At 63.8% G+C, this 24,663-nt stretch carries 19 protein-coding genes; 10 read left to right on the top strand and 9 right to left on the bottom strand.

What is annotated here, in order from left to right; translation table 11 throughout:
- Positions 1 to 22: 22 nt before the first annotated feature.
- Entirely contained in the window at positions 23 to 622 is a 600-nt protein-coding gene (locus GC162_02315) for a hypothetical protein (protein MBI1367468.1), read from the bottom strand.
- Positions 623 to 851: 229 nt separating this feature from the next.
- On the opposite strand from GC162_02315, the gene GC162_02310 reads away from it, so the two are divergent.
- From GC162_02310 to GC162_02285, 6 genes are all read left to right on the top strand, one after another.
- Entirely contained in the window at positions 852 to 3,275 is a 2,424-nt protein-coding gene (locus GC162_02310) for a hypothetical protein (protein ID MBI1367467.1), read from the top strand.
- A 529-nt stretch (positions 3,276 to 3,804) separates the two neighbouring features.
- A complete protein-coding gene (locus tag GC162_02305; GenBank protein MBI1367466.1) occupies positions 3,805 to 4,827 on the top strand; it encodes a prepilin-type N-terminal cleavage/methylation domain-containing protein in 1,023 nt (340 codons plus the stop codon).
- Between the two features lie 235 nt (positions 4,828 to 5,062).
- On the top strand, positions 5,063 to 5,692 hold the full coding sequence (locus GC162_02300; protein ID MBI1367465.1) for a hypothetical protein: 630 nt from the start codon (positions 5,063 to 5,065) through the stop codon (positions 5,690 to 5,692).
- A gap of 57 nt (positions 5,693 to 5,749) precedes the next feature.
- Positions 5,750 to 7,102, top strand: coding sequence for a hypothetical protein (locus tag GC162_02295; protein MBI1367464.1), 1,353 nt, complete (start codon positions 5,750 to 5,752; stop codon positions 7,100 to 7,102).
- Positions 7,103 to 8,230 (top strand): rhomboid family intramembrane serine protease, encoded by a 1,128-nt coding sequence (locus GC162_02290; GenBank protein ID MBI1367463.1) that lies wholly within the window; start codon positions 7,103 to 7,105, stop codon positions 8,228 to 8,230.
- Positions 8,231 to 8,247: 17 nt separating this feature from the next.
- A complete protein-coding gene (locus GC162_02285; GenBank protein ID MBI1367462.1) occupies positions 8,248 to 8,919 on the top strand; it encodes an N-(5'-phosphoribosyl)anthranilate isomerase in 672 nt (223 codons plus the stop codon).
- Here GC162_02285 and GC162_02280 read toward each other — a convergent pair.
- Positions 8,911 to 9,936 (bottom strand): tetratricopeptide repeat protein, encoded by a 1,026-nt coding sequence (locus GC162_02280; protein ID MBI1367461.1) that lies wholly within the window; start codon positions 9,934 to 9,936, stop codon positions 8,911 to 8,913. The two genes, GC162_02285 and GC162_02280, sit on opposite strands and share 9 nt — an antisense overlap.
- A gap of 136 nt (positions 9,937 to 10,072) precedes the next feature.
- Between GC162_02280 and GC162_02275 the strand changes: the two genes are divergently transcribed.
- Positions 10,073 to 11,545 (top strand): hypothetical protein, encoded by a 1,473-nt coding sequence (locus GC162_02275; protein MBI1367460.1) that lies wholly within the window; start codon positions 10,073 to 10,075, stop codon positions 11,543 to 11,545.
- A gap of 63 nt (positions 11,546 to 11,608) precedes the next feature.
- Here GC162_02275 and carB read toward each other — a convergent pair whose 3' ends face one another.
- Entirely contained in the window at positions 11,609 to 15,085 is a 3,477-nt protein-coding gene (carB, locus tag GC162_02270) for a carbamoyl-phosphate synthase large subunit (GenBank protein MBI1367459.1), read from the bottom strand.
- 183 nt (positions 15,086 to 15,268) lie between these two features.
- Here carB and glsA point away from each other — a divergent pair, with 183 nt between their 5' ends.
- Complete coding sequence (glsA, locus tag GC162_02265) at positions 15,269 to 16,273, top strand: glutaminase A (protein ID MBI1367458.1); 1,005 nt, start codon at positions 15,269 to 15,271, stop codon at positions 16,271 to 16,273.
- Positions 16,274 to 16,409: 136 nt separating this feature from the next.
- On the opposite strand, the gene GC162_02260 is transcribed toward glsA, so the two are convergent.
- Both GC162_02260 and GC162_02255 read right to left on the bottom strand, forming a co-directional pair.
- Positions 16,410 to 17,183, bottom strand: a complete 774-nt coding sequence (locus GC162_02260; protein MBI1367457.1) for a P-loop NTPase — start codon at positions 17,181 to 17,183, stop codon at positions 16,410 to 16,412.
- 23 nt (positions 17,184 to 17,206) lie between these two features.
- A complete protein-coding gene (locus tag GC162_02255) occupies positions 17,207 to 18,058 on the bottom strand; it encodes a GAF domain-containing protein (protein MBI1367456.1) in 852 nt (283 codons plus the stop codon).
- Positions 18,059 to 18,202: 144 nt separating this feature from the next.
- Between GC162_02255 and GC162_02250 the strand changes: the two genes are divergently transcribed.
- Positions 18,203 to 19,267 carry a Cof-type HAD-IIB family hydrolase gene (locus GC162_02250; protein MBI1367455.1) on the top strand — a complete coding sequence of 355 codons (1,065 nt, stop codon included), beginning with the start codon at positions 18,203 to 18,205 and terminating at the stop codon, positions 19,265 to 19,267.
- A gap of 7 nt (positions 19,268 to 19,274) precedes the next feature.
- Here GC162_02250 and GC162_02245 read toward each other — a convergent pair whose 3' ends face one another.
- The 4 genes from GC162_02245 to GC162_02230 all read right to left on the bottom strand — a co-directional run bounded on the left by GC162_02245 (position 19,275) and on the right by GC162_02230 (position 23,442).
- Positions 19,275 to 20,120 carry a hypothetical protein gene (locus tag GC162_02245; protein MBI1367454.1) on the bottom strand — a complete coding sequence of 282 codons (846 nt, stop codon included), beginning with the start codon at positions 20,118 to 20,120 and terminating at the stop codon, positions 19,275 to 19,277.
- A 229-nt stretch (positions 20,121 to 20,349) separates the two neighbouring features.
- Complete coding sequence (locus tag GC162_02240; protein MBI1367453.1) at positions 20,350 to 21,960, bottom strand: hypothetical protein; 1,611 nt, start codon at positions 21,958 to 21,960, stop codon at positions 20,350 to 20,352.
- Positions 21,961 to 21,976: 16 nt separating this feature from the next.
- Entirely contained in the window at positions 21,977 to 22,795 is an 819-nt protein-coding gene (locus GC162_02235; GenBank protein ID MBI1367452.1) for a hypothetical protein, read from the bottom strand.
- A 77-nt stretch (positions 22,796 to 22,872) separates the two neighbouring features.
- Positions 22,873 to 23,442, bottom strand: coding sequence for a hypothetical protein (locus GC162_02230; GenBank protein MBI1367451.1), 570 nt, complete (start codon positions 23,440 to 23,442; stop codon positions 22,873 to 22,875).
- 92 nt (positions 23,443 to 23,534) lie between these two features.
- Here GC162_02230 and trxB point away from each other — a divergent pair, with 92 nt between their 5' ends.
- Positions 23,535 to 24,575 carry a thioredoxin-disulfide reductase gene (gene trxB / locus GC162_02225; GenBank protein ID MBI1367450.1) on the top strand — a complete coding sequence of 347 codons (1,041 nt, stop codon included), beginning with the start codon at positions 23,535 to 23,537 and terminating at the stop codon, positions 24,573 to 24,575.
- Positions 24,576 to 24,663: the final 88 nt, after the last annotated feature.

Raw genomic sequence — 24,663 nt, 5'->3', positions numbered from 1 at the left:
GGCAAGACCCCGGTTTGCGGATTCAACCGAAGCGCCGGCCGCGCTCCATCTCGCGTGCGGCCTCAATGCAGTACTTGGCCCACGGCTTGGCGGTCAGGCGGGCCTTGTTGATCCGCTTGCCCGTCGCCACGCACACGCCGAACGTCCCGTCGGCGATGCGCGACAGGGCGTCGTTGATCTCCTGAATCATCTGCCGTTCGGATTCGACGAGGCCCAGCGTCAGTTCCTTCTCATAATTGTCGGACCCGACATCCGCCATGTGCAGGGGCATATTCGATAGGTTCGACGCGTCGGCCCGCAGCGCTTCGGTGGACATCGTGGTCATGTCGCCGAGGATTTCCGCCCGGCGCATCAGAAGCAGGTCACGGTAATACTGAAGCTCCTTCTTGCTCATCGGGCTCTTAAGCGGGACATCGGGGTCGCGTTCGACGATGGTGGTTTTCTTGGCCGGCGACGAAACGCCGTTGAATTTGGCGGCTTTGATCTTCGGCGTCGACTTGGGGGCGGGGGCTTTCTTGGTCGACTTCTTGGCGGTCTTCTTGGTCACTTTCTTCGTGACCTTCTTTTTTGTGGTCGCCTTCTTGGTCGATTTGGCTGTCTTGGCGGAAGTCTTTTTAGCCACGTCAGTCGCTCCCAAGCACAATTACAGGGTAGAATCGAGGCATCAGGGCTCTGACGCCACGGGGACAGATGGGCAAGTGTAGTGGGGGTGAGGGGTCGCGTCAATGACGGGAAATGTCTTATCGGTGCGTTGTTTTGGCGGGTCGGGCCGATAGAGTCATGGAGCCGCGACAGACCGGGTTCATCGAGCAAGCGGCGGCGGACAAGAAAGGTGTATCAGGATGCTTGCAATGCGTGTGCATGTCGGAATCGGTTGGGTCGCGGGAATGCTTTTGATGGCGTCGGCGTCGGTGCATGCGGCCGACGCCCCCGCGGCGGAACGGACGCTGATGGCTCATCGCCTCGGGCAACTGGCCCGGATCGCGCTGAGCGGGCAAGCCCAACCGGGGGCGGCCCAGATCGCCGTCGCGCGGACGCTGCTCGATCAGGCGGTCAGGCTCGACCCCGCCGACGTCGAAACCGCCCGGCTCAACCTCGAAGCCGCCGGACTCGTCTCCGGCGCCGATGCGACCAAGGCGGCCCTCGCGGCGTACCTCCGCACCGATCCGAACAACGACGCAGCGCAGCTTCAACTGGTCCGGCTCATGATTCAGGGCGCTCAGACCGCCGAGCAGCGCCGCACGCTCTGCGACAATCTCCTGACCGGCCCCGGGGCGGCCCAGCTCTCGCGCCCGCTGCGCTCGCGCATCGCCCTCGCCGCCGCCCTGCTCGACGCCGAGCAGGGCAAAACCAAGTCGCAGGTCGACATGCTCAAAACCGCATTGTCGCTCGATGAAACCAACAAGTCCGCCTGCCTTGCGGTGCTCACCTACCTCCGCGACCGCGGGGCCGGTCACATCGAACAGGCGCAGGCCCTGCTCACGCTGCTGGCGGCGGACCCGACCGATGCGGGCGTGCAGGCGCAGCTCGGGGCGATGCTCCTGGAATGCGGGTCGCCCGCGCTGGCGGCCGGTTGGTTCCAGTCCGCCTCCGTGCTTTATCAGCTTGGCGCTCCGCCGCAGGGGGCGCAGCTTATCGACTTCGTCAGTCAATGGGCGATGGCGCTCTGGGGCGCGGGCGAACCGGAGAAGGCGGTCCAGCTCATCGAGACATTCGTCGGACGCGACAAGGACCCCAGCGCCGCCATGCCCGTCGCGCTGGCGAGCATTCTCGTGGCGATTCACCAGTCGCGCGACGAGAAGGACGCCGCCGACGAGGACTTCGGCAAGCTGCTCGCCACCCTTGTCAAAATCGCCGGCAATGACCGCAGCGATGTCGTGGCGATGTCCGACGTCGTCTGGGCGCATCTGCTTTTTAACAAGGGCTCCGATCAGATTGCGCAGATGATGCAGCGGCTGTCCGAAAAGGCGGACGTCAAGAGCGTCACGTACCGCCGGCTCGCCGCATGGCAACTATTGCGGACGGGCAAGCGCGAGGAGGCGATCAAGGCGCTGGACGAACTGGCGCCGACGGACCTCGCCTCGGCGCTGGGGCGCACGTATCTGGAGAGCGACGACGTCGATGCGGCGACGCGCCTGGCGCATCTCAATGCGGTGTACGCCCGCTCGCCCGGCAGTCTCATCGGCCAGATCGCCGCTTCGAAGATTCGCCATCTGGGCGGTCGGCCCCAAGTCGATGACGAGGCGCAGTCCATCGCGCGACTCGCGCAGCAGGTCCCCGACACGTTCCGCAATCTTGCCGACCCCGCCGGCCGGCTCGTGCGCCTTCAGCTTGAAACGACTGAGGCACGCTACAGCTACGCCCAGCCGATCGAAGTGAATGTGACCGTGACGAACAGTGCGCCGATTCCGCTGAGCTTGGGGCGCGGAGCGTCGATCAACGGGTCCGTCTTTCTGATTCCGCTGGTGACGATCAACAACGGTCTGCCGCGCTATCTGCCGCCGCAGGTCATCGATCTCAATCGCCGGCTCCGACTCGATCCCGGTCAGTCGCTCACCGTGCGTTCGCGCGTGGACGTGACGGAACTGGGCGAAGTGCTCAGCGATCCGGCCGCCTCGATCACGATGCGCTTCACCGCCGTGCTCAACCCGATGATGACCGGCGAGGGCAAGTACGCGCCCGGCGTGCTGGGCGCGGCGGCGGCGTCGCGCCTGTCGCTGCGGCCGGCGGCGGACCTGTCCGATGCGGCGATCGACGAACTGCTCGCCAGCCCGTCGCTCCCGCAGGCGGCGCTGCTCATGCGAGCCGCCTCCGCGCTGCCCAAGGAGCGCGCCGCCGAGGCGACGAAGATCATGCAGTCCCTCTCGACGATGTTCGAGACCGCCGACCCGGTCCGCCGCGCCTGGCTCATCAGCTACATCGCCCCCAACGAAGCGGGGCGGTCGCTTTTCAAGTCGATGATCGACCTGGCCGCCAAGTCGGACGATCCGCTGGTGCTCGAGGCGATGCTCGTGTCGCAGGTGGACACCGTGGAGGATCCGCTGCTGGGCGCCGCGTGGTCGGATCCGGCGGTCAAGCAGTTCGCCTCGGACATTCGTCAGTTACTCGTCGATCGGGCGGATCTCATCAAGAAGGCGGCCCAAGCCGCCGCGGCAGCCAAACCCGATGCGTCCGCCGCACCGGCGGTCGCTCCCGCCGCCGGTCCCGTCAAACCGGCCGTCGGTCCGGTGACGACGCCGACCGGCGCCGACGCCGCCCCCGCCGCGCCGCGTTAAACGTGGCCGGGCATGAAATAAGCGACTCCCGTCAATCCGGCGAATCTGGGGCGATTGTCAAAAATGGACAAAACGTAAAAACGCCACTTGACAGGCCCGCTCCCTCTCCGTATTCTGAATGATGTAAGAGAGTGGCAGCATCCTGCTCATACCGCAATCATCTACCTATTCGATCCTTGTTCTACGCTGCACACTCCGCTTACGCGTTCGCTTCCGGGGCTTGACTCCGGGGGATTCCGGTGGTTTCCGGGGATGCGGAGTTCGCTTGGGGAAAAACCGTTGTCTGGACGGTCGTCGATGTCGCATCGATGCGGTCCGCGACGGGTCAAGCGGCAACAGGCCTCGATCAACGTGATCGGGGCATTGCAAGTGTGGCACTGGAGCGTCTGGATCCCGCGAGGCCGATTTATCATCCCGTCCGTCTGATCAGACCCCTCGCCGAAGGTCGGCGTGCGAGTCTGGCGGTCATCGCGAGCATCCCATTCGTCACCAGCCCAAAAACCGGTTCTCTCTCTTTTGGAGTCTCGCAATGAAACGTCAAGGTTTTACCCTCATCGAGCTGCTGGTGGTCGTGGCGATCATCGCGCTGCTCATCGGCATTCTTCTGCCGTCGCTGAGCCGCGCTCGTGAAGTCGCCAACCGCACCGTCTGCTCGACCAACCTGTCGGGTATCTACAAGTCGATGTACACGTACTCGATCACCGACAAGAATCAGCGCTTCCCGATCTATCACTCGACCGGCGGCACCGCTGCCATCAAGATTCAGGGCTTCGCCCTCGTCGGCGCGGTCAACGGCCGTGGCATCGCCAACCCCTCCGACGTGACCAGCACCGGTGCGTCCAAGGCCCTGGCGGACAGCAACGCGACGGCCGCTCTTTGGAGCCTCGTCCGCAATGGTTCGACCGCTTCCAAGCAGTTCGTGTGCCCCTCTGACAAGGGTTCGGAAGTCGATCCCCTCGTCGGCGGCACCGGCACCCCGTTCGTCTTCGACAGCAGCAAGACGATCCCGCTGGATCAGCTCTATGACTTCGTCTCGTCCAAGAGCTTGAGCTACTCGATGATGAACATGTACGACCTCCAGACCGGCGGTCAGTGGAGCGCCGACGTCAAGCCCGACTGGGTTCTGATGTCCGATGATAACTCCAACGACGGCACGTCCAACACCAAGCCCACCGGCTGGACGCAGAACCTGCACGAAGCCGTCAAGGCCACGGCCAGCCAGAGCCCCGAAGCCCTGGCTTCGACCGAAAACAGTCTGACCCACTCTGAAGGTGAAGGTCAGAACTTCCTGTTCGGCGACGGCCATGCCTCCTTCGAGCAGAACCCCTTCATCGGGCCCTCCAACGACAACGCCTACGCGGTCAACAGCAACGCTGCCGCCGGTGGCGCTGAAACCGCCAAGCAGGTCCTTGCCCCCGGCACGGCTGCTCTGTCGCTCGGTACGGCCATGGTGAACACCAACAACCGTAAGACGGACACCCTGATGGTCCCGATCCAGATCGGCGGCACCATCTCCGCTTCCGGCGCCAAGGACATCAGCCAGGGCAAGTAATTCCCTGCTGATGCGGACATGCACCGCATGTCCAAATCCGTGTGATCCCAAAGACCGGTCGCCCTCGGGCGACCGGTCTTCTTTTACGCGCCGCGCACCGGTGCAAGGCGGGGGGACTTAAGTCCCCCCGCCTCGGGGGGGATGGGGCGACGCTCGGTGTTGCGCCCGCGTGTTTTTATGAGGCGGGGAGACTTCAGTCTCCCCGCTTCGGACTGTTCGGATATACTCCGCTTTCATGGGGTACACGCGCAAGTCTTCCGGGCACGACCGCGCCCATCAGGGCGAGCCCCATTTTCAACACTGGTACCGCGACAATCAGGCCTATTTCATCACCGCCCGATGCCATGAGCGCTTCCCCGCGTTCGCGTCCGAAGCGGCCAAAGTGATCTTCTGGCGGCAATTCGAGAAATACACGGCGGCGCATCACTTCGAGCCGTGGGCGACATCGCTTATCGACAATCACTATCACGCGATCGGCTATCTGCATCGCGGCGACGACTTGGCGCCGATGATGCGAAAGATTCACGGATCGGTGGCGAAACTCGTGAACGATCAACTCGAATCCGAATACAAGACGGGGGGACTTAAGTCCCCCCGCCTCGTGAACGGGAGGTTATCGCCGTTTTGGCATGACTCGAAATCGAAGACCTATTTTGACGGATGTCTGCGTGACGACAAACAGGGCCGCGCGGCCTATCGGTATGTGCTCATCCAGCCGGTGCGTCACGGGGTATGTGAACAGTGGGAGGACTACCCGCACACGCGGATTCGTGTGGATATCGAACAAGCGATGCGCTTCGCACGCGCGCGGGGTGCGTTTCTGGAGGGGGTGAAGTATCGTCGGTATGAAGGCGGGGGGACTTAAGTCCCCCCGCGTCTTGTGCTAAGATGGGTGGGCTTAACGACGGAGATTTCCGATTCGATGTTCGTCCTGACTTGTCCATCCTGCGGTCATTCGGTCAGCACGCGGTTCGCGCGCATGGGCGCGGTGGCGACGTGCGCTTCGTGCAAGCAGCAGTACAAAGTCGACAGTCAGTCGCTGAAGGTCGAGGCGGACGTGGCCGAGGCCGCGCCGCCGCCGACGCAGGAGGAACTCAAGCTTCAGGCGGCCCCGGTGGAGGAACTGAAGGTGCAACGGGCGCCCAAGCCCGCGCCGCCGCCTTCGGAAGCGGAACCGGCGGCCGAAGCGCCGAAGGAATCACCAAAGGAAGCGCCGCCGACGCCCGTCGCGCCGGATGCGGCGGCGGCGCTGGCGCAGGCCGCCGCCGAAGTCACCAAGCCCGCCCCCGCGCCCGAGCCGGCCGCGCGTCCGACGCGCGCCGCCAAGGGGGCGAAGCCGACGCGATCCGCCAAAGCGCCCGACGCTCAGCAGTCCGCCGTCGCGCGCGAGCGACTCGTGCGTCGCAAGAAACGCAAGCTCAACGCGCCGCTGCTGATGGTGATCTTCGCGATGGTGTGCATGATCTTCGTGATCGTGTTGATGGTGTTCAAGCGGGGCGGGGGCGTGACGGATGTGACGCCGGAGCAGGGCACGAACAAGCCGCCGGTCGCCGTCACGCCGACGACGCCCGACAAGCCGGCGCCGCCGCCGGGTCCGAAGCTCGATCCGAATCTGCCGGTGGTCGAGTTGTCGGTGCCTCCGCTCTTCAACGCCAGTTGGTCGAAGATGTCCACGCCGGTCGACCCGATCAAGCCGAGCGTCGGTTCGGACGTGGTGCTCTGGTCGACGGACCTGCTCAACTACGGCGCGCCGGACCGCGCGATCATCAGCGGGCTTTTCGTCGCCGACTCGCCCAAGGTGTATCAGCGCGGCGTGCTGCACGTGCAGCTTCTCAACAGCGACGGCATGGTCTACGCGGAGAAGCAGGTGTTCGTGCCGGTGGTGTGCGCGAAGCAGGGGCTTGCGATGCGGCTGCCGGTGCCCAAGGATCTGATGGCGGGCAAGCCGTCGGTCGTGGCGGAGTTCACGCCGCTGGAGCCGGTGGCGGACGCGGCGCCGCTTGAGATGGTGCAGGGCGGGGTGGAGCGCGTGGGCGATCCGGCGTCGGGCGCGCTGAAGCTCAGTGTGCATAATCCGTCGGATGCGACGCTCAAAAATCCGACCGTTGTCGTCGAGGTCATGACGCAGGACGGTTGGCCGCTGGGCCTGTGGCAGGGCAAACTGGCGGAGACGATCGGACCCAATCAGACGCTGACCTTCCAGGCGGTGACGAGCGTCGATGACGCGACGCGCATCGGCCGGGTCGTCGTGCGCGGCTACGGCCTCAAATCCTGAATGTTCATCATCCCCATCCGCTCCGATCGCCGTCTCGCCCACGCCGTCTGGGTCAATCACCTTCTCATCTTCGCCAACATCGCCTTCTTCATCGCCCAGATCGTCGGCCAGTCGCGACAGGTCAATCCCTGGTTCAACAGTCTGATCCTCACACCTGTCCAGCCCCACTGGTACCAGTTCTTCACCTATCAGTTCCTCCATCAAAGCTGGGACCATGTCATCCTCAACATGCTCTTCCTCTACGTCTTCGGCGACAGTCTCGAAGACCGGCTGGGCCCGATCGGGTACATGTGTTTTTATCTGGCCGGCGGCGTCGTGGCGGGCGTGGGACATTGCGCGGTCGGTTCGACGGCACCCGTGCTCGGCGCCAGCGGGGCGGTTTCGGCGGTGACAGGGGCGTACCTGGTGCTCTTCCCGTTTTCGTACCTGACCTTCACGCTCTTTTTCCTGAGGCAGTTTGAAGTCGCCAGCTACGTCGTCGTGCTCTTCTCGTTCGCCCGCGATCTGTTCTATCAGCTCGCGGGGCAGTCGGGCGTGGCGTACATGGCGCATGTGAGCGGCAACGTGTTCGGGTTCGTGATCGCGATGGGGCTGCTCGTCACGCGACTCGTTCCGCGCGAGCCGTACGATCTTCTGACGTTCGTCGGTCGCTGGCGTCGCCGGCGGCAGCGACGGGTGTTGCATGACGGATCGGATGCGCCGGCGGTGTCGGCGGGCGCGGAGCTGCGCAACATGACGGTGCAGATGAAGGAGCAGGTGGCGCACGTGCGGTCGGCGGTCGAGCAGGCGCTGCGCGAGCGCGATGCGGTCGCTTCCGTCGAGGCGTACGAGGAACTGCTTGATCTGGACCCGCAGCAGGTGCTCACGCGGCAGGAGCAGTTGGATGTGGCCAACGACGCCATGGAGCGCGGCCGCTACGCTACCGCCGCCCGCGCCTATGAGTTGTTTCTCGCCACCTTCGCCGGCGACCCCTTCGCCGATCAGGTCCAGCTCATTCTCGGCCTCATTTACGCCAAATACCTCGACAATCCCCGACGCGCCCGCCCGCTGCTCACCGCCGCCGCCGAGTCGCTCACCGATCCGCGCCGCCGCCAGCAGGCCCGCGAAATGCTCGAGCAACTCGAATAGCGCATATCATTGACGACATGACTGGCGCCCCGCACATCAAAATCTGCGGCCTCAAAACGCTCGACGCCGCGCAGACCGCCGCGCAGTTCGGCGCGGACGCCATCGGCTTCGTCTTCGTCGCCCAGTCGCCGCGCTGTATCAGCATCGCCGCCGCCGCGGCGATTGCACACATGGTGCGGCCCCGCGTGCAGATCGTCGGCGTCTTTCAGGGCGCGACCGTGCCGGAGATCGCCGAGCATGCGCGGCGCGTGCCGCTCGATCGCGTGCAGATCCACGGCAAGGTGGACGAAGCGATGATCGCCGCGCTGGCGCCGACGCCGCTCGTTGTGGCGATTTCGTTCGAGCCGGATACGATCGAGGCGGATCTGCGCTTGTGGAATGATGTGCGGAGCCGTCACGCCCACCTTGTCGCGCTGCTCATCGACACGCCCGACCCGTCGCGCCTCGGCGGTGGGACGGGCAAGACGTTCGATTGGCCGATGCTTCGGGCGGCGATGGATCGCGTGCCCGTGACGCTGCCGATCTACCTCGCGGGCGGACTCAACGCCGTAAACGTTGCCGACGCCGTGCGCACCGTGCGCCCCCAAGGCGTCGACGTCTCCAGCGGCGTCGAATCCGCGCGCGGCGTCAAAAGCAACGCCAAAATCACAGCGTTCTGCGAAGCGGTCCGGCACATGACTTCAGTTTGATTTGGCCAGCGCGTCGCGCAGCGCATTGGCCTTCGCCTCGCGCGGATCGATGCGCAGCGCCATGTCGATATACTGGCGGGCGTGACGATCGTCGTCGGCCCGGTGATAGGCCCAGGCCGCTTCCCCGGCGGCGCGGGCGTTCGTCGGCTCCAGCGCGAACAATTCCGACCACACCGCCGCCGCCTTCGCCGGCTGATTCATCATCTGGTAGCAGTCGGCGATGTGCTCGACGACCGCGCCCTTCTGCTGATCCGCCGTGTCAAGCGAAGTGAGCAGACTCAGCGCCGCAGCCGGATCATTGTTGCGACGCAGAAGCTGCGCCTTCTGAAGCACGTAGTTGAGGCGCTTGGCCGCATCATCCTTGCTCAGGTCGATCGCCTTGTTGACCTCCTCGATAGCCATGTCGATCTTGCCCCGCCGCGCCGCGATCTCCGCCTGCATGGAATACGCCACCGCTAATGACGTGTCGATCCGCTGCGCCCGCAAAAGCTGAAGCTGCGCCGCGTCGAGGTCGCCTTGGCGCAGCAGCACCGCGCCGAGATAGAGCGGGTACTTGGCCTGATTCGGATCGAGCATCGAGGCGCGGGTGAAATGAAACTTGGCCTTGTCGAGGTTGTCCAATTCCTGCGCGAGCCGGCCGGCGAGGAAGTGCGCCTCGGGATTGCCTTCATCGTACTTGAGGCCCTCGGCCACATGGTCGTACGCGTCCTGCGTCTTGCCCTCGGCGATGAGCACCTGCGCCAGAAGCACATGACTGGGCGCATCATTGGGATAGTCGGCGAGCACCGCCTCGAGAATCTTCCGGGCCTTGGCGTGCTCGTTGGAGACGATGTAATGCTGCGCGGCGGTGTGGGCTTCTTCGAGTTTGTCGCGGACGACGGGGTCGGTGATGGAGGGCGAGGCCTGCGTGTGCTCGGGGCCGCGCGTGTAGTGCCACGTCCCGCCGATCACGCCCGCCAGCAGCACCATGGCGACCACGACCCCCGCCCGACGACGTTGTTTGGCATCCATGCTCATGTTTCAAAGAATAGCCGATCCGATGACCGAGTCCACACAAGCCGGCCCCGCGCCTCGCCGATGCATGTATAATCAGGACATACACGCTCGATCGATGGAGCGTGCCCGCTTCTCTCACCCGCCAAGAGAGCCCCTTGTGAGCGATCCCAACGACCAATTCAAGCAACTGGCCCAGGCCGCGTCGCGCAAAAGCAGCGGCCCCTCCGCTCGTCACCGCCTCCCCAAAAAAAAGAAGAAATCGATCGCGTCGATCGTCGTGCCCATCATCGCGCTGGGCGGGATGATCATCGTGGTGGTGGTGCTGGTTCAGCATCGACCCAAGGACGAGCAGGTCGAGGCCCCGCCGCCTCCGCCGCCGGTTGCCGCGCCGGTCGATCTGGTCGCCACGCCGCGGCAGATGGAAATCAAGAATCAGGCGGACGCGCTGTGGGCCAAGCTCAGCAAGCTGGACAAGACGCCGCGGTTCGCCCCGCTGATTCAGGAGGCGTCGGATCGCATGGCGCATCTGCAGCAGCTTTGGGACGAGAAGAAGTTCGACGAAGTGCAGGACTATTTCCCCAAGGCGTCCGATGCGCTGGGCGCGGTGGAGCAGCTTGACATCGCGCGGTCGCAGGCGATGGACGCGGACAAGGCCTCGGCGGCGATGCGCGGCGAGGCAGAGAAGCTCGGCGCCCCCGATCTGACCAAGGCGCTTTGGGCCAAAGGCAATGAGCAACTCGCCACGGCCAAACAGGAATACGACGCCGAGAAATACCAGGAAGCAGGCGCGACATGGCTCGCTGGAAAGAAGTCGTTCGAGCAGTCGCGGGATCTGTCGCAGATGGCGATCACGGCTCAGGACATGAAAAAGGAATTCGCCACGCGCAGCGTGCAGAATTTCTCGAAGGACGAACTTGACGAAGTCGGCGGCGAGGCATGGGTCAAGGCCAACGCCCTGATGAAAAGCGGCGAGGAATCCTTCAACGCCCTTGCGTATGACAAGGCGTTCAACGATTACAAGGAAGCGCGCGGGCTCATCGACGTCTACGAAGCGCGCGTCAAGCAGATTTACGGCACATACATGTGGGCGGTACGGGCGGGGTATGACGCGACGGGCTTACTGCTGTCGGTCGCCGCGGGCAGGAAGCTCGACGACAAGATGATCGAGCCGCTCGGCACGGCGATGACGAACATGCGACTCACGCAGACGGCCGCGCAGCTTGTCCCCGGAGCCGGGGCGCCGTTCGCTTCGTACTCGCAGGCGCTCTTCGAGAAGCTTCCCGCCACGCTCGAGTCCGCCCACGGCCCCGTCGCGCGCAATTGCTTCAACATCGGCGTGCAGCTCCGCCTCATCGCCCGTATTGTCGAGGAAGATCGCGAAGTCCTCGACCCCAACGATGCGTCGGAAATCAGAAAGTCGCTCACCATCGTGCAGACCGAAGCGGAGTCCGCCCAGTTCGCGGACCCGGCGTTCGAGGTCATCAAATCCATCGGCACCGCCCTGAATGAGAAGCCGCAGTTTCAGGCGATCCGCCACATGCGCCAGCTTGTCGCCGACCTGATGGAAAAGCTCTCCGACTATGACGAAGCGCTCAAGCTCGTCCCGCGCGGCGGCAAGAAAAAGAAGTGAACCACACCCATGTTCATCAAGGCGGGGGCACTTCAGTGCCCCCGTTTTCATATCACCACAAACTCACCGCGCCGCCGTCTCCTGCGCCGCCCGCGTCCGCCCGGTCTGATACACCGGGTAGTAGTCCTGCAGCGCTCGGACGGTCCATTCGCCGCGGCGCAGTGCGGTGATCGCCTGTGCGGCGGCGGCGCCGCCGGTCGTCGTCGTGATGATGGGCACGTTGAATCGCACGGCCGCGGCGCGAAGCTTGCCTTCGTCCGTGTTCATGCCCTTGCGCGTGGGCGTGTTGAGAATCAGATCGATGGTGTCGTTCTTGATCAGGTCCAGCGCGTTGGGCCGGCCCTCGGAGATTTTCTTGACCAGTTCCGTCTCGACGCCGTGCTCGGAGAGCCACTGGTGCGTGCCGACGGTGGTGTAGATGTGCATGCCGCAGGCGAGCAACTGCTTGGCGACTTCGACCACGTGCGACTTGTCGCTGGACCGCACGGACAGGAACACGTTCCCGCTCGTCGGCAGCGGGGAGTTGGCGGCGATCTGACTCTTGGCGAACGCCACCGCGAAGTCCGTATCCGCGCCCATGACCTCGCCCGTCGAGCGCATCTCCGGCCCGAGGATGACGTCCACGCCGGGGAACTTGCTGAAGGGGAAGACCGACTCCTTCACGGACGTATGCGCCGGCAAGTAGTTTTCGCCGACGCCGATGTCCTCGAGCGTCTGCCCCGCCATGACTTTCGCCGCCACGCGCGCCCAGCTTACGCCCGTCGCCTTCGACACGAACGGCACGGTGCGCGACGCGCGCGGGTTGACCTCCAGCACGTAGATTTCGTAATCGGGATGATCCTTCGACGGGCGCGTGATGGCGTACTGGATATTCATCAGTCCGCGCACGTTGAGCGCCTCGGCGAGCCGGCGGGAGGAATCGACGAGCTTGTCGATCGTCCGCTTCGGCAGCGAGTAGGGGGGGATCGCGCAGGCGGAGTCGCCCGAGTGAATGCCCGCTTCCTCGATGTGCTCCATCACGCCGCAGATCAGCGCCCGGGGATTCGGCGAGCCGAAGTCGCCGACCACATCGACATCGCACTCGATCGCCTCGGCGAGGAAATCGTCGATGAGCACGGGGGCGTTGGCCAGTTCGCTGACATCGACGGCGGTCTTCATGTAAAGGCGAAGCTGCTCTTCGGTGAAGCATGTTTCCATGCCGCGCCCGCCGAGCACATAGCTGGGCCGCACCAGCACGGGGTACCCGATGCGAGCGGCGATTTCGACCGCCTGATCGAGCGACCGCGCGATGCCGTTGGCCGGCTGCTTGATATTCAGTTCGTGCAGCAATTTCTGGAAGCGGTCGCGATCCTCGGCGAGGTCGATGGAGTCGACACTTGTTCCGATGATCGGAACGCCCGCTTTTTCGAGTCCATGCGCGAGATTCAGCGGTGTCTGCCCGCCGAACTGCACGATCGCGCCGTACAGATGCCCCGGCTGCCCCAGCGGCGCGCCATTGAGGCGCTCGCAGATGTTGAGCACATCCTCGAGTGTCAGCGGCTCGAAGAACAAGAGGTCCGACGTGTCGTAATCCGTTGAAACGGTTTCGGGGTTCGAGTTGACCATCACCGCTTCGAAGCCAAGCTCCTGTGCCGCGAAGGCCGCCTGCACGCAGCAGTAGTCGAACTCAATGCCCTGACCGATGCGGTTGGGCCCGCCGCCGAGGATGACGATCTTCTTGCGATTCGTCACGCGGACTTCATCATCGAATCGCATCTCGCCGACTTCGCCGGCGTAGCACACGGGCGAGGCGTTCTTTTTGGCGTCGTCGCCGACGATCGTGAACGGCGACTCGTACGTCGAGTAGTAGTACGGCGTCTGCGCCTCGAACTCCGCGGCGCAGGTGTCGACCAGCTTGTACACCGGCTCGACGCCCAGCTTCTTGCGATGCGCTCGCACGGCGAGAATCGCGTCCGTCGAAATCTCGCCCATGTACAGATTGGCAAGCTGCGGGTCGGAGTAGCCGAACTGCTTGGCCTGTCGCAACACGTCCGCGGGCACGTCGGCGAGCTTCTTGTACTGGCAGAGCACGTCTTCGAACTTGACGAGCTGCTCGACCTGATCGAGGAACCACGGATCGTACTTGGTCAGATCGTGCACCTGCTCGATGGTCCAGCCCATTTTCATGGCGTAGCGCACATAGTAGAGCCGGCCCTGCGACGGGACGGTCAGCTTGCGGCGCAGCTTCGTTTCATCAATGGGCCATTCGACGCCTTCGACGCCCCGACGCGCATTGAGCCATTTGTCGTTGCGATCGAGCCCGAGCCCGAAGCGCTTGACCTCCATCGACCGGATGCCTTTTTGCAGACTTTCCTTGAACGTCCGCCCGATCGACATCGCTTCGCCGACGCTCTTCATCTGCGTCGTCAGCGTTTCGTCCGCTTCCGGGAATTTCTCGAACGTCCATCGCGGAATCTTCGTCACGACATAGTCGATCGTCGGCTCAAAGCACGCGACCGTCTTGCCGGTGATGTCATTGGGCAACTCATCGAGCGTGTAACCCACCGCCAGTTTCGCGGCGATCTTGGCGATGGGGAAGCCCGTCGCTTTGGACGCCAGCGCGGAGCTGCGCGACACGCGCGGATTCATTTCGACGACGACCAGTTCGCCGTCGGCGGGGTTGACGCCGAACTGCACGTTCGACCCGCCGGTCTCGACGCCGACGGCGCGCATGATGGCGACGGCGGCGTCGCGCATGCGCTGGTATTCCTTATCCGTGAGCGTCTGGGCCGGGGCGACGGTGATCGAGTCGCCGGTGTGCACGCCCATCGCGTCGATATTTTCGATGGAGCAGATGATCACGACGTTGTCGGCCTTGTCGCGCATCACTTCCAGTTCGTATTCCTTCCATCCCAGCACCGACTGATCGATGAGCACCTGATTGGTCATCGAAGCGTCGAGGCCGCGGCGGATGATCTGCTCGAACTCCTCGCGGTTGTAGGCGATGCCGCCGCCGGTCCCGCCGAGCGTAAACGCGGGGCGGATGATGGCGGGCAGTCCGCAGATCTCAAGGAACTCCCACGCTTCGTCGAGCGTGTTGACCGTCTTGGCCAGCGGCTGCTTCAAGCCGAGGCCTTCGACGATTTCACGGAAGCGTTTGCGGTCTTCGGCGCGGTGGATGACTTCGCGATTGGCGCCGATCATCTGAACATCGTGCTTTTGAAGGATGCCCATGTCCCAGAGCTTGCACGCGCAGTTGAGGCCGGTTTGTCCGCCGAGCGTCGGCAGGAGGGCGTCGATGGGATGCCCGGATTCGCGTTCTGCGATGATGATCTTCTCGACGGTCTCGGGCGTGATGGGCTCGATGTAGGTGCGGTCGGCGAACTCGGGGTCGGTCATGATCGTCGCCGGGTTCGAATTGACGAGCACGACGCGATAGCCCTCCTCTTTGAGGGCTTTGCAGGCCTGTGTGCCGGAGTAGTCGAATTCGCAGCCCTGGCCGATGACGATCGGGCCGGCTCCGATGATGAGGATCGTATGGATATCGTCGCGACGGGGCATGTTTTTTCCACTTTGCAGGAGGGCGATTCCGGTCAAAGATAGCGGTTTGGACGGGGTGAGGCAAACGCCGCCGATGTCGCCCCGGTTGCCGAGCCCGAAGCTTGAATGGCCCGCACTTTGCATGTGCTGTAGCATCACGCATCAAGAGGCCCCGCCATGCCTGACAAATCGTCAAACAATGCCATGGATTCCCTCGTCGGCGACCTCAAGGCCGTCGTCTCCCCATTGCGGGCCAAGCTCTCGGAGATACACCGCAAGTACGCCGCCGTGAATGACGGCGCCCTGGCCGACTACATCCCCGAATTGACCAAGGCCAATCCCGACTGGTTCGGCATCTGTCTGACCACCGTGGACGGCCGCGTCTTCTGCATCGGCGACTCGGGTCAGACCTTCACGATTCAGTCCGTGTCCAAACCCTTCGTGTACGGTCTGGCCCTCGAAGATCACGGGCGCGAGGGGATGCTCAAGCACATCGGCGTCGAGCCGACCGGGGACGCCTTCAACTCGCTCGTCAAGCTCGAAAGCTTTGGGGGCAAGCCGTTCAATCCGATGATCAACGCCGGCGCCATCGCCGCCGCATCGTTCATCGAAGGCAAAGACGAGCCGACGCGCTTCAATCGCGTGCTGGAGATGTTCGAGCGCTACGTCGGCCGCCGTGTGCAGGTCGACATGGCGGTCTTCACCTCCGAGCGTTCGACCGGTCACCGCAACCGTGCGATCGCTCACTTCCTCCTGAACTTCAACAATCTGGGCCACGCCCTCGAAGAATCGCTCGATCTGTACTTCAAGCAATGCTCCCTGCTGGTCTGTGCGCAGGATCTGGCCATGATGGGCGCGACGCTCGCTAATGGTGGGGTTCACCCCGTCACACAACAGCGCGCCATCGATCCGCAGTACATCAAGGACCTGCTGTCCGTCATGAGCACCTGCGGCATGTACGACTACTCCGGCGAGTGGTACTACCGCGTCGGACTCGCCGCCAAAAGCGGCGTCGGCGGGGGCATCTGCGCCGTCGTCCCGGGCGTGGCCGGCCTCGGCGTCTTCAGCCCGCTCCTCGACCCCCGCGGCAACAGCGTCCGCGGCATCCTCGCCCTCGAGGAACTGTCCAAATACTACGAACTGCACGTCTTCGGCTGTCACAACAACTACGAGAAACTCGTCAATGATTGCAGTCGAAGGGGGAGATAGGGATCGGGGGTCGGGGGTCTGGGATCGGGGTTAAGACAGGATGACACCTGCGTGACATCGCCCCGTTTGCACGGCATTTTTTCTGTACCCCGATCCCGGACCCCTGATCCCCAACCCCCAACGCCCGATCCCCGACTCACTCCGCCAACATCGCGGCGACGTCGAGCAGGGTGCGCGTCAGTTCGTGATTCGGGTGATGCAGACAGAAAAGATCGCGGCTGGCCATCTGCACCATGTCTTCGGTGAGCGCGATCGTCGCGGCGACGGGGACGCCGTACGCTTTTTCCGTATCGCGTTTGAGCGCCGCCTTGTCCGAACGCGGCGGGACTTTGTTGACGATGATCATCATCTTGGGCACCTCGAGCCGGCGCGCCAGATCGACGGTCACGGCCGTGCCCTGATAGTCCTGATGATCGGGGCGCATGATCAGCACAAGCATGTCGGAGATGGCGATCGACAGAAGCGTCTCTTCGTTGACGCCCGGATGCGTGTCGATGAACAGGTAATCGAGGTCGAGCTTTTCGATGAGCGTGTGAAACCCGTCGTTGAGTTTCGCCACGTCGTAGCCCTCGCGAAGAATCTTGGCGATTTCACCGCCTTTGATGCTCGAAGGGATGAGGAACACCTGTCCGTGCCCGTTGAGCGAGGGATACACCGCGCTGGCGCCCGGCGGGGTCACATCGTAGGCGGCGTCCTCGATGTTGCACTTATCCCAGAGATAATCGTTGAGCGCATGCGTGATGCGGTCTTCGGTGAGGCCGAAGAGAGTATGGATCCCGGGCGACTGGATATCGGTGTCGACGATGCCGACCTTGTTGCCGCGCGTGGCGATCATGAGGGCGAGGTTTGCGGTGGTGTTGGATTTGCCGGTTCCGCCGCGGAACGAGTGGACCGAGATGATTTTGGCCATGCCTTTTCCTTCAAAGCGTTCGGTTACTGCCGGCGGCGCTGCGAATCACTGCGGATGGCGGCAGCCCTGGCTTTGAGGTCGCGGAAGTAGTCGGTGTCGGCGATCTGCGAAACTTCCTCCGCCCGCTTGGCGTGGTCGATTTCGACTTTGAGCTGGGCGATGCGGTCGCGCAGCTTCGCCTCGTTCTGATAGTGCTCCAGCGCGGCGGCGGCAAGCGTAGCGAGCGCCTCGATGAGCCGCTGCATGTTGGGATCGAAAGCGATGATCTTGCCGTCATCATCGGTGGCGTTGATCATCTGCAGCACGCCGATGGTGCGATCGGTCTGACTGCGGAGCGGGACGGTGACGAACGATGTCGATCGGTAGCCGGTCTTCTGATCGAAGCGCTTGGCGCCGGAGAAGTCGAAATGCGGGTAGCCGTAGGCGTCGGGGATGTTGATGGTCTGCCCGGTGATGGCGCAGTGCGTGGCGATGTGCGCGAGATTGGGGGCGCCGGTTTCGGGATGGTAAAGCTGGAGCGATTCGAAGGGCGGACCCTTGTCGGCCGTGCCGCCCATGGCGATGTTCAGCGAGGTGTTGCGGACGATGGCGAACTTGAGCGCTTGCTCCTCGGTGAGGAGGTAGAGCGTGCCTCCATCGGCTCGGCAGAGTTTCTGCGTTTCGACGAGAATCCGCTCCAGCAGCACATTGTAATCGCGTTCGTAAAAGAGCATCGCGCCGATCGGGATGACGACGTCGATCAGGGCGTGGTAACGGTTTTCCAGATCGCGATATGGCTGGTCAACATCGGCGTCGACATCGGGTCGCGTCAGATTGAGAGCAACGGTCTCGAAACGCAGTTTCGAGGCGATGGTTTTTTCGCTGCTGATGCTCAAAAACGGCCGTCCAATCGTTTGGGCTGCACCCAGCCAATGTCGTCATGGGTACGACATGGCGCCTCCATCCGCCGAAACGGATGACACAAGAAATTATCAGCAAAAAACGGGCCGTTAGTTTTTGGGCGAATTGAGCCGATCTGAATGATATGGATTGCATCATTTTTGTTCAGAATGTTGGGTTTGCCTATATACTGTGCAGGTCAGCCGCCCGCAGGACGCGGCGTGGGACGAGAGGTTTGTGCGATTGACATGACTGACGAGCAACCGACGAACCCATCGGGTCCGACCCCTGAACCGCCCCCGGAATCGCCGCCACGCCCGGAGCCGCCGGTCTGGCCGCGCATCGACCTGGTCGCCATCGACATCGACGGCACGCTGCTTTCGACCGAGAAGCTGCTGCCGGTGACGACGCAGCGCGTGATCGCCCGGTGCGTGGAGCGCGGCGTCAAGATCGTGCTTGCCTCCGCTCGCCCGCCGCGTAGCGTCCGCGAAATTCACCGGCTCCTCAAACTCAATACCATGTCCATCCATTACAACGGCGCGCTGATCTGCGATCTGCCCGCCAATCGACATTGGTGTCACGTCCCGCTCGATCCCCAGCTTGTCAAATCCATCATCGCGCTGGCGCGCAAGATCAACCCCCGCGTCATGATCAGCGTCGAAGTCCTCGACAAGTGGTACACCGACGGCGTCGAGGAAGCGTACATGCCCATGACGGCGCCCGCCGGTCGCTCGCCGGATTTCGTCGGCCCGCTCGACACGGTGCTCACCAGCCCGGTGACCAAACTCATGCTGCTCGACGAGCCGTCGCGGCTCGCCCCCGTGCGCGGGTCGATCGCCAAGGTGTTCGCCGGCCGGGTCGCCATGGCCGTCAGCGACAACTATCTGATTCAGCTCATGAACCCCCAGGCCGACAAGTCCGCGGCGCTGCAGCGTGTGGCGACGGCGTACGGGATTCCGCAGCGGCATGTGATGGCGATCGGCGATGCGCCCAATGACTGCGGCATGCTGCGATGGGCGGGGCTGGGCGTGGCGGTCGCCAATGCGTGGGTCGAAGTGCTCGATGCGGCGGATGCGGTGGTGCCGCCCAATGATGTGGGCGGCGTGGCGTATGCGCTTCAGCATTACGTGCTCGACCATCCGGAGCGGCAGGCGGCCGAACCAGCTTCGATCGCCGTCGGACAGGTCACGCCGGCGATGGAATAACAGCGATTTACGCGGAAAGCGCGATCAATTCCGGTTCGGCGGGCGGCGCGATTTCGCCGAGCAGACAGCCGATCTCGAAGGGCGCCTCCATGACGGCGTCGAAACCGACGGGGATGTCGCCTGTTCGGTCAGGCACGGGGTTGTTGTAGAGCGCGATGATCGGGCCGCGCACGCCGGCGTTGCGGCAACGCAGGGCGAGGCGCGACGGATCGCCGTCGGGCAACGCCATGTCGATGAACACCCGATCGTACGGACGCCCGCCGAGGCGCTGTGCGGCGATCGTCGCGCAGTTGGCGGAGTCCACCATGCACGACGCGGCGCTGAGCGCATTGCTGATCGCCGATCGTGTCGCCTGGTCCACATGCACGCACAGCACGCGCATCACTCGGGCCAGCGGCATGCTCAGGCGGTTGGATTCGCTGGCCAGCCCGACGTCGCCGACGAAGGCGGATACGTTGATCGACTGATCGAATTCCATGAAGACTTCGTGTGCCAAGCCCTCGACATGTCGGCAGGCGACGACCCGCCCGCTGACGGCGCGAAGCTGGCGGTTGAGCGACAGAAGGTGCAGGATGCACCGGCTGCCGGCATGCAGAAACCCGCCGTGAAGGAAGCTGACGCTCGTAGAGCCCAGCTCGCGCGGATAGATGCGGAACCTGCAGGCGCTGCCGCCGGGGTGGGTCACGCTCAACTGCAGCCCCTCCGCGACATCGAAGGGAATCCGAGGCTGGCGCGGATGAGCCGTGTCGACGCGATGATCGACGGATCGGGCGCGTTCGAGCAGGTGCTTGCGGAGGGCGCTACTGAGCCGGAGGGTGTCAAACGGAGCGGTCAAATCACCGGATACGTACATGGCGGTCCTCAGTTCATGGAAGATCAATGTACACCATGAAGATCGAATACTTTCGACCGTCCGGCCATAGGTGATTACCTCGATAGGGTTGTCGATTACTGCATCGATAGACCGGCTGCGACCGGACAAAGACGCCGTGCGAGCGTCGCGGGAGTTGACGTATTTCCACCTATGGCGTCGCCGCTTGGCGCATCGGTCCGCTGGCCGCGTTCGGCGGCGCGCGGCGTGGTCAGAGATCGGGGCCGAACAGATCGTCGTCGAGCGGTTCTTTTTCGAGCCGGCGCGGCGGGGCGTCGGCGACGACGAGCGTACGGGCGACCATGTCGCCGAGGCGTTGATGATGGCCGCTCATGAGCGGCAGGACGAGCAGGAGCGGGGCGGCCAGTTCGATGGCCTTGAAGAGATTGCGGGCGAGGACCTGCCAGAGGTGCGGGTATCCGCCGTAGAGGTTCGACACGCGGATGCCCATCAGCGCCTTGCCGAGCGTCGACGCCAACACCAGTTCGGTCAGCGTCGTGTGTGCGATGAAAAGCCCGACGGCGGCGGCGGCCGGGATCACGGTCCGCCAGTCATTGGCGCTGAACCAGGGTGTGATGAGGTCGGCGGGATTGCGGATGCCGAAATAGATCATGGCGGCGGCGATGGGCGGAGCGAAGTCGAGCACGGCCGCCATGACGCGCGAGAATCCGGCGGGCACGAGCGACGCGGGCAGTCGGGGCGCATTGGACCCCGGCACGCGCCGGGCCGTGCCGAACAAAAAGAGCATGCCGACGATGATCGCCACCAGAAAAATCGTCGTCGTCGGATTGACCTTGAACGTCGGCGTCGCTTCGCCCAGCGGCGTGAAGACGGCGTTGTGCGCCGAGCCGGTCTCGAGTCCCTTGTTGGCCCAAATCCAGTGATTGTCCGCATCGGTCGTCACGACCGCGGCCTGATTGTCATAGTACGCGGTCCACCAGGGATTGAACGTCTGGATGGGTCCGAGCGTGCCCAGCGGCGTCGCGCTGCCGAGCCGCAGGTAAAATACATTAAGCTGCGGCGACTTGACGCCCGCCAGCGGCACGATCATCGCCAGATCCCCGTGCACGCCGACCGCCTGCGAAAGCGGCGAGAATTTGAGCGGATACTGGTGTTTGGCCCAGGTGATGCCCGTGAGCATGTGCACGGTCAATCCGCGCGGCGGGCGCGTGTCGCACAGCAGGGCGATGCGGCCGTACTTCGGGTCGGCCATGACCACCTGCTGAAGCTCATTGGCGTTGAGGTCCGCCGGCAGATCGATCGGGGTCCACGTATCGCGATGCAGGCGCAGCAGGCGAAGCGGTTGAAACGGAGCGGGTTCCGCGCTGTCGTGCTCGGCATCGCCGTCGGGTTCGTGCGTCGCGTTCGTCGTCGTCTCGGCGCCGCGCGCCTGCGGCTGAAACTTCAGTAGCGCGACCGGCCCGTCCGCCCCGGCAATGAGCCCCATGAGTTGCCCATCGCGCGGCAGCGGGGCGAGCTGCTGCGTCTGAAGCGCCGGCAGATAGCCCGAGTCGCGCGACCCGAACGTCAGCGACTGCACCGACATGTCCGAATAGACGCAGTAGAGCAGATTGTGATCGGCGGCGATGGCGACGGGGTGACCTTTGCCGTTCAAGGCGCGATAGATGACGTCCGACGGGTCGTCGGCGGCGCGGTGCAGCAGGACGAACGACCCGTCGGTCTGGGCGTTGACGATCCAGAGATTGCCCGCATCACCGCTGACGAAAACGGAAGCGGATGTCAGCGGCGCGACCGATAAAACGACCGCCGCCGCCCCCGCCGCGATATACAGAGCTTTTGCGCGCATCAGCTTCCAAAGCATATCCGATCCATCGGCTCTAAGGATGGGCGGGCATAAGCACTTCGACGCGATCGGGCTTTAAGGCGTTGACCAGTTGATCGAAGTCGAACTGGGCGTCGTGAACCTGATCGCGCGCCCGCCCGTTGGTCGGGCTGTCGAGGTTGATGCTCATCGAAGCGTCACGGTCGGCGAGGGTGATGAGCAGACGCGTGGCGATCGACGGCCAGCCGCCGGGCCCGATGTTCGCCTTCTGAAGCGGCGCGAAGGCGGACAGTTCAGCGCTGACGATCGGCTCGCCCGCCGGGTCGAGCAGTTCGATATGCGACGGCAGGGCGGACGGCGCATCGAGAATCATGCGCGAGCCCGCCCGTTCGACGACGACGCGATGGTCCACGACGCTCATGCGGTCGCCGTCGCCGATCGGCGTGACGCCCAATAGTTCGATGAGCTGACGCGGGTGAATCGGCAGGGGCATCGCCTTCATTCCCGGCTTGCCGACGTCGGCGTGTTTGCCCACATAGGCGACGTGCGGCTGATCGTTCCCCCCCGTCAGATCGAACATCCAGAATTGCTCGCGATTGGACCCGATCCAAAAGAGCGTGTTGCCGAGTTTACCCACCGCGAGGGCCAGGTCGTCGGGTTTGCGAATGATCAGCGGGCCGTCGCCCTGCTCGAAGTGCGACTTGTTCTTGTCATCGACCCATCGCAGTTCGACGATCGCCCGCGACCAGACCTGATCGATCATCGCCGCCCGGGCGTTGAACTTCTGCCGCAAGGCGGGAAGCGATTGGGGCGAAATTGGCGGCAGGTCATCGGGCTTCTTCTTCGGTTCGCACGCACCAAGCATCGCTCCCATCGCTAGGATCAAAGCCCAGCGCACGCCGGTCGATTGGATGGCGGATCGCACCATACGCATGACACATCCCGCCTGGATCACAATTCCGCCTGCAGGATTTCGCCCAGTTGATCGGTCACCGCCCGGATGCCCGCCTCGTCCAGATGCGGATCGAGCACTTCGAACGTCCGCCCGTCGTCCCATTTTCCCAGAGGCCCCTTGCTCAGATCGAGCTTGGGCGTCAAGACCCACCAGTCCTGCATCGCCGTTTCGCCGCCGTCACTGTCCGCCTCGCGCTTCTCCGTGCGGTCGTAACGCAGCACCTTCTTGCGCATCAGAATCAGCATGAGCACGAAGCGAAAGGACTGCCGCTGCGGCTCGCCCGCGTCGGAAAGCCGCTCCAGAAGGTTCATTAGCACCGCATCATCAACGAAAAGCTTCTTCTTCACCGTCGGCTCGGGCACGACGGCCTTCCAGTAGCTGAATAGATGCTCCGGCCGCTTCCCGTCCTCCCATGCCGCCAGCGACACGTCGACGCGCTTGAAGCCCTCGCCTTCCTCGACCAGCGCGGCGATGTAATGTTCGTGCGGTTCGAGCACGCGCCCGGTGAAGGCGCATTGGCCCGTCGGCCGCTCAATGTCGTAGGCGGGGGCGTTGAACTGGCTCATAAACGCATTGTAGTGACCCCGCCGCGTGTGTGCTATCATGTGCGGCCCGTCACGGCTCGATTCACGAAACACGTTTGGAAAGACCCGATCCGATGAACGCAAGCAGCGCCGACAAGCCCGTGGAAAAAGTGGTCATCATCGGTTCCGGCCCCGCCGGCTGGACCGCCGCCGTCTATGCCGCCCGCGCCAATCTAAACCCCCTCGTCTTCCCCGGCCGCGCCACCGGCAAGGACCTTTTGCCCGGCGGACAGCTCATGCTCACCACCGATGTCGAAAACTACCCCGGGTTCCCCAACGGCGTCCGCGGGCCCGAGATGATGCAGATGTTCTTCGATCAGGCCATGCGCTTCGGCACGCGCGTCGTGACCGATGACGGCGTGAAGATCGGTGACCAGGTTCGCGGCGGACTTTTCACGCCCTTCCAAAACGTCAAAAAAGTCGACCTGTCCAAGCGCCCGTTCCACATCACCGGTGACAACGGCTACGCGTGCTTCGCCGAAGCCGTCATTATCGCCACCGGCGCGAAGGCCAACTGGCTCGGCCTCGACAACGAGCAGCGCCTCGCCCAGTCCGGCGGCGGCGTCAGTGCGTGCGCGGTCTGCGATGGCGCCCTGCCGATGTTCCGCGAGAAGGAAATGGCCGTCGTCGGCGGCGGCGACTCGGCGGTCGAGGAGGCGTCGTACCTGACGAAGTTCGCATCGAAGGTGTACCTGATCGTGCGCCGTCACGAATTGCGGGCCAGCAAGATCATGCAGGAGCGCGCCGCGAAGAATCCGAAGATCCAAATCCTCTGGAACAAGACCGTCGAAGACGTGCTCGGCGACGAAGTCATCACCGCTGTCAAACTCAAGGACACCAAAACCGGTGCGATCAGCGAACTGAAAGTCGGCGGACTGTTCATGGCGATCGGTCACACGCCGATCACGGAGTTTCTGGATGGCCAGCTCGACATGGACGAAGCGGGCTACATCAAGCTCAAAGACGCCGGCCGCTCGTTCACGAATATCGAAGGCGTTTTCGCGGCGGGTGATGTGTCGGACCATGTCTATCGGCAGGCGATCACCGCCGCGGGCATGGGCTGCCGCGCCGCCATCGATGCCGAACGCTGGCTCGCCGAGCAGGGCATCGATTGACCCCCGGAAGCAGCGCTTGGCGGTAGTCAGCGGGTGACGATCTTGATCAAGTGATCGCGGCGGGGCGACGATAATGCCTTTACTGGTT

The organism is Planctomycetota bacterium (genome assembly GCA_016125255.1).
Lineage (GTDB): Bacteria > Planctomycetota > Phycisphaerae > Phycisphaerales > Zrk34 > RI-421.
This window is presented reverse-complemented; position numbering and strand designations above follow the sequence as displayed.

Coding starts and splice junctions, on each gene's coding strand:
- GC162_02285 (MBI1367462.1), top strand. CDS start 8,248: ATGACTGGCGCCCCGCACATCAAAATCTGCGGCCTCAAAACGCTCGAC.
- GC162_02290 (MBI1367463.1), top strand. CDS start 7,103: ATGTTCATCATCCCCATCCGCTCCGATCGCCGTCTCGCCCACGCCGTC.
- carB (MBI1367459.1), bottom strand. CDS start 15,085: ATGCCCCGTCGCGACGATATCCATACGATCCTCATCATCGGAGCCGGC.
- GC162_02250 (MBI1367455.1), top strand. CDS start 18,203: ATGATATGGATTGCATCATTTTTGTTCAGAATGTTGGGTTTGCCTATA.
- trxB (MBI1367450.1), top strand. CDS start 23,535: ATGAACGCAAGCAGCGCCGACAAGCCCGTGGAAAAAGTGGTCATCATC.
- GC162_02300 (MBI1367465.1), top strand. CDS start 5,063: ATGGGGTACACGCGCAAGTCTTCCGGGCACGACCGCGCCCATCAGGGC.
- glsA (MBI1367458.1), top strand. CDS start 15,269: ATGGATTCCCTCGTCGGCGACCTCAAGGCCGTCGTCTCCCCATTGCGG.
- GC162_02295 (MBI1367464.1), top strand. CDS start 5,750: ATGTTCGTCCTGACTTGTCCATCCTGCGGTCATTCGGTCAGCACGCGG.
- GC162_02230 (MBI1367451.1), bottom strand. CDS start 23,442: ATGAGCCAGTTCAACGCCCCCGCCTACGACATTGAGCGGCCGACGGGC.
- GC162_02235 (MBI1367452.1), bottom strand. CDS start 22,795: ATGGGAGCGATGCTTGGTGCGTGCGAACCGAAGAAGAAGCCCGATGAC.
- GC162_02260 (MBI1367457.1), bottom strand. CDS start 17,183: ATGGCCAAAATCATCTCGGTCCACTCGTTCCGCGGCGGAACCGGCAAA.
- GC162_02310 (MBI1367467.1), top strand. CDS start 852: ATGCGTGTGCATGTCGGAATCGGTTGGGTCGCGGGAATGCTTTTGATG.
- GC162_02245 (MBI1367454.1), bottom strand. CDS start 20,120: ATGTACGTATCCGGTGATTTGACCGCTCCGTTTGACACCCTCCGGCTC.
- GC162_02280 (MBI1367461.1), bottom strand. CDS start 9,936: ATGAGCATGGATGCCAAACAACGTCGTCGGGCGGGGGTCGTGGTCGCC.
- GC162_02240 (MBI1367453.1), bottom strand. CDS start 21,960: ATGCTTTGGAAGCTGATGCGCGCAAAAGCTCTGTATATCGCGGCGGGG.
- GC162_02305 (MBI1367466.1), top strand. CDS start 3,805: ATGAAACGTCAAGGTTTTACCCTCATCGAGCTGCTGGTGGTCGTGGCG.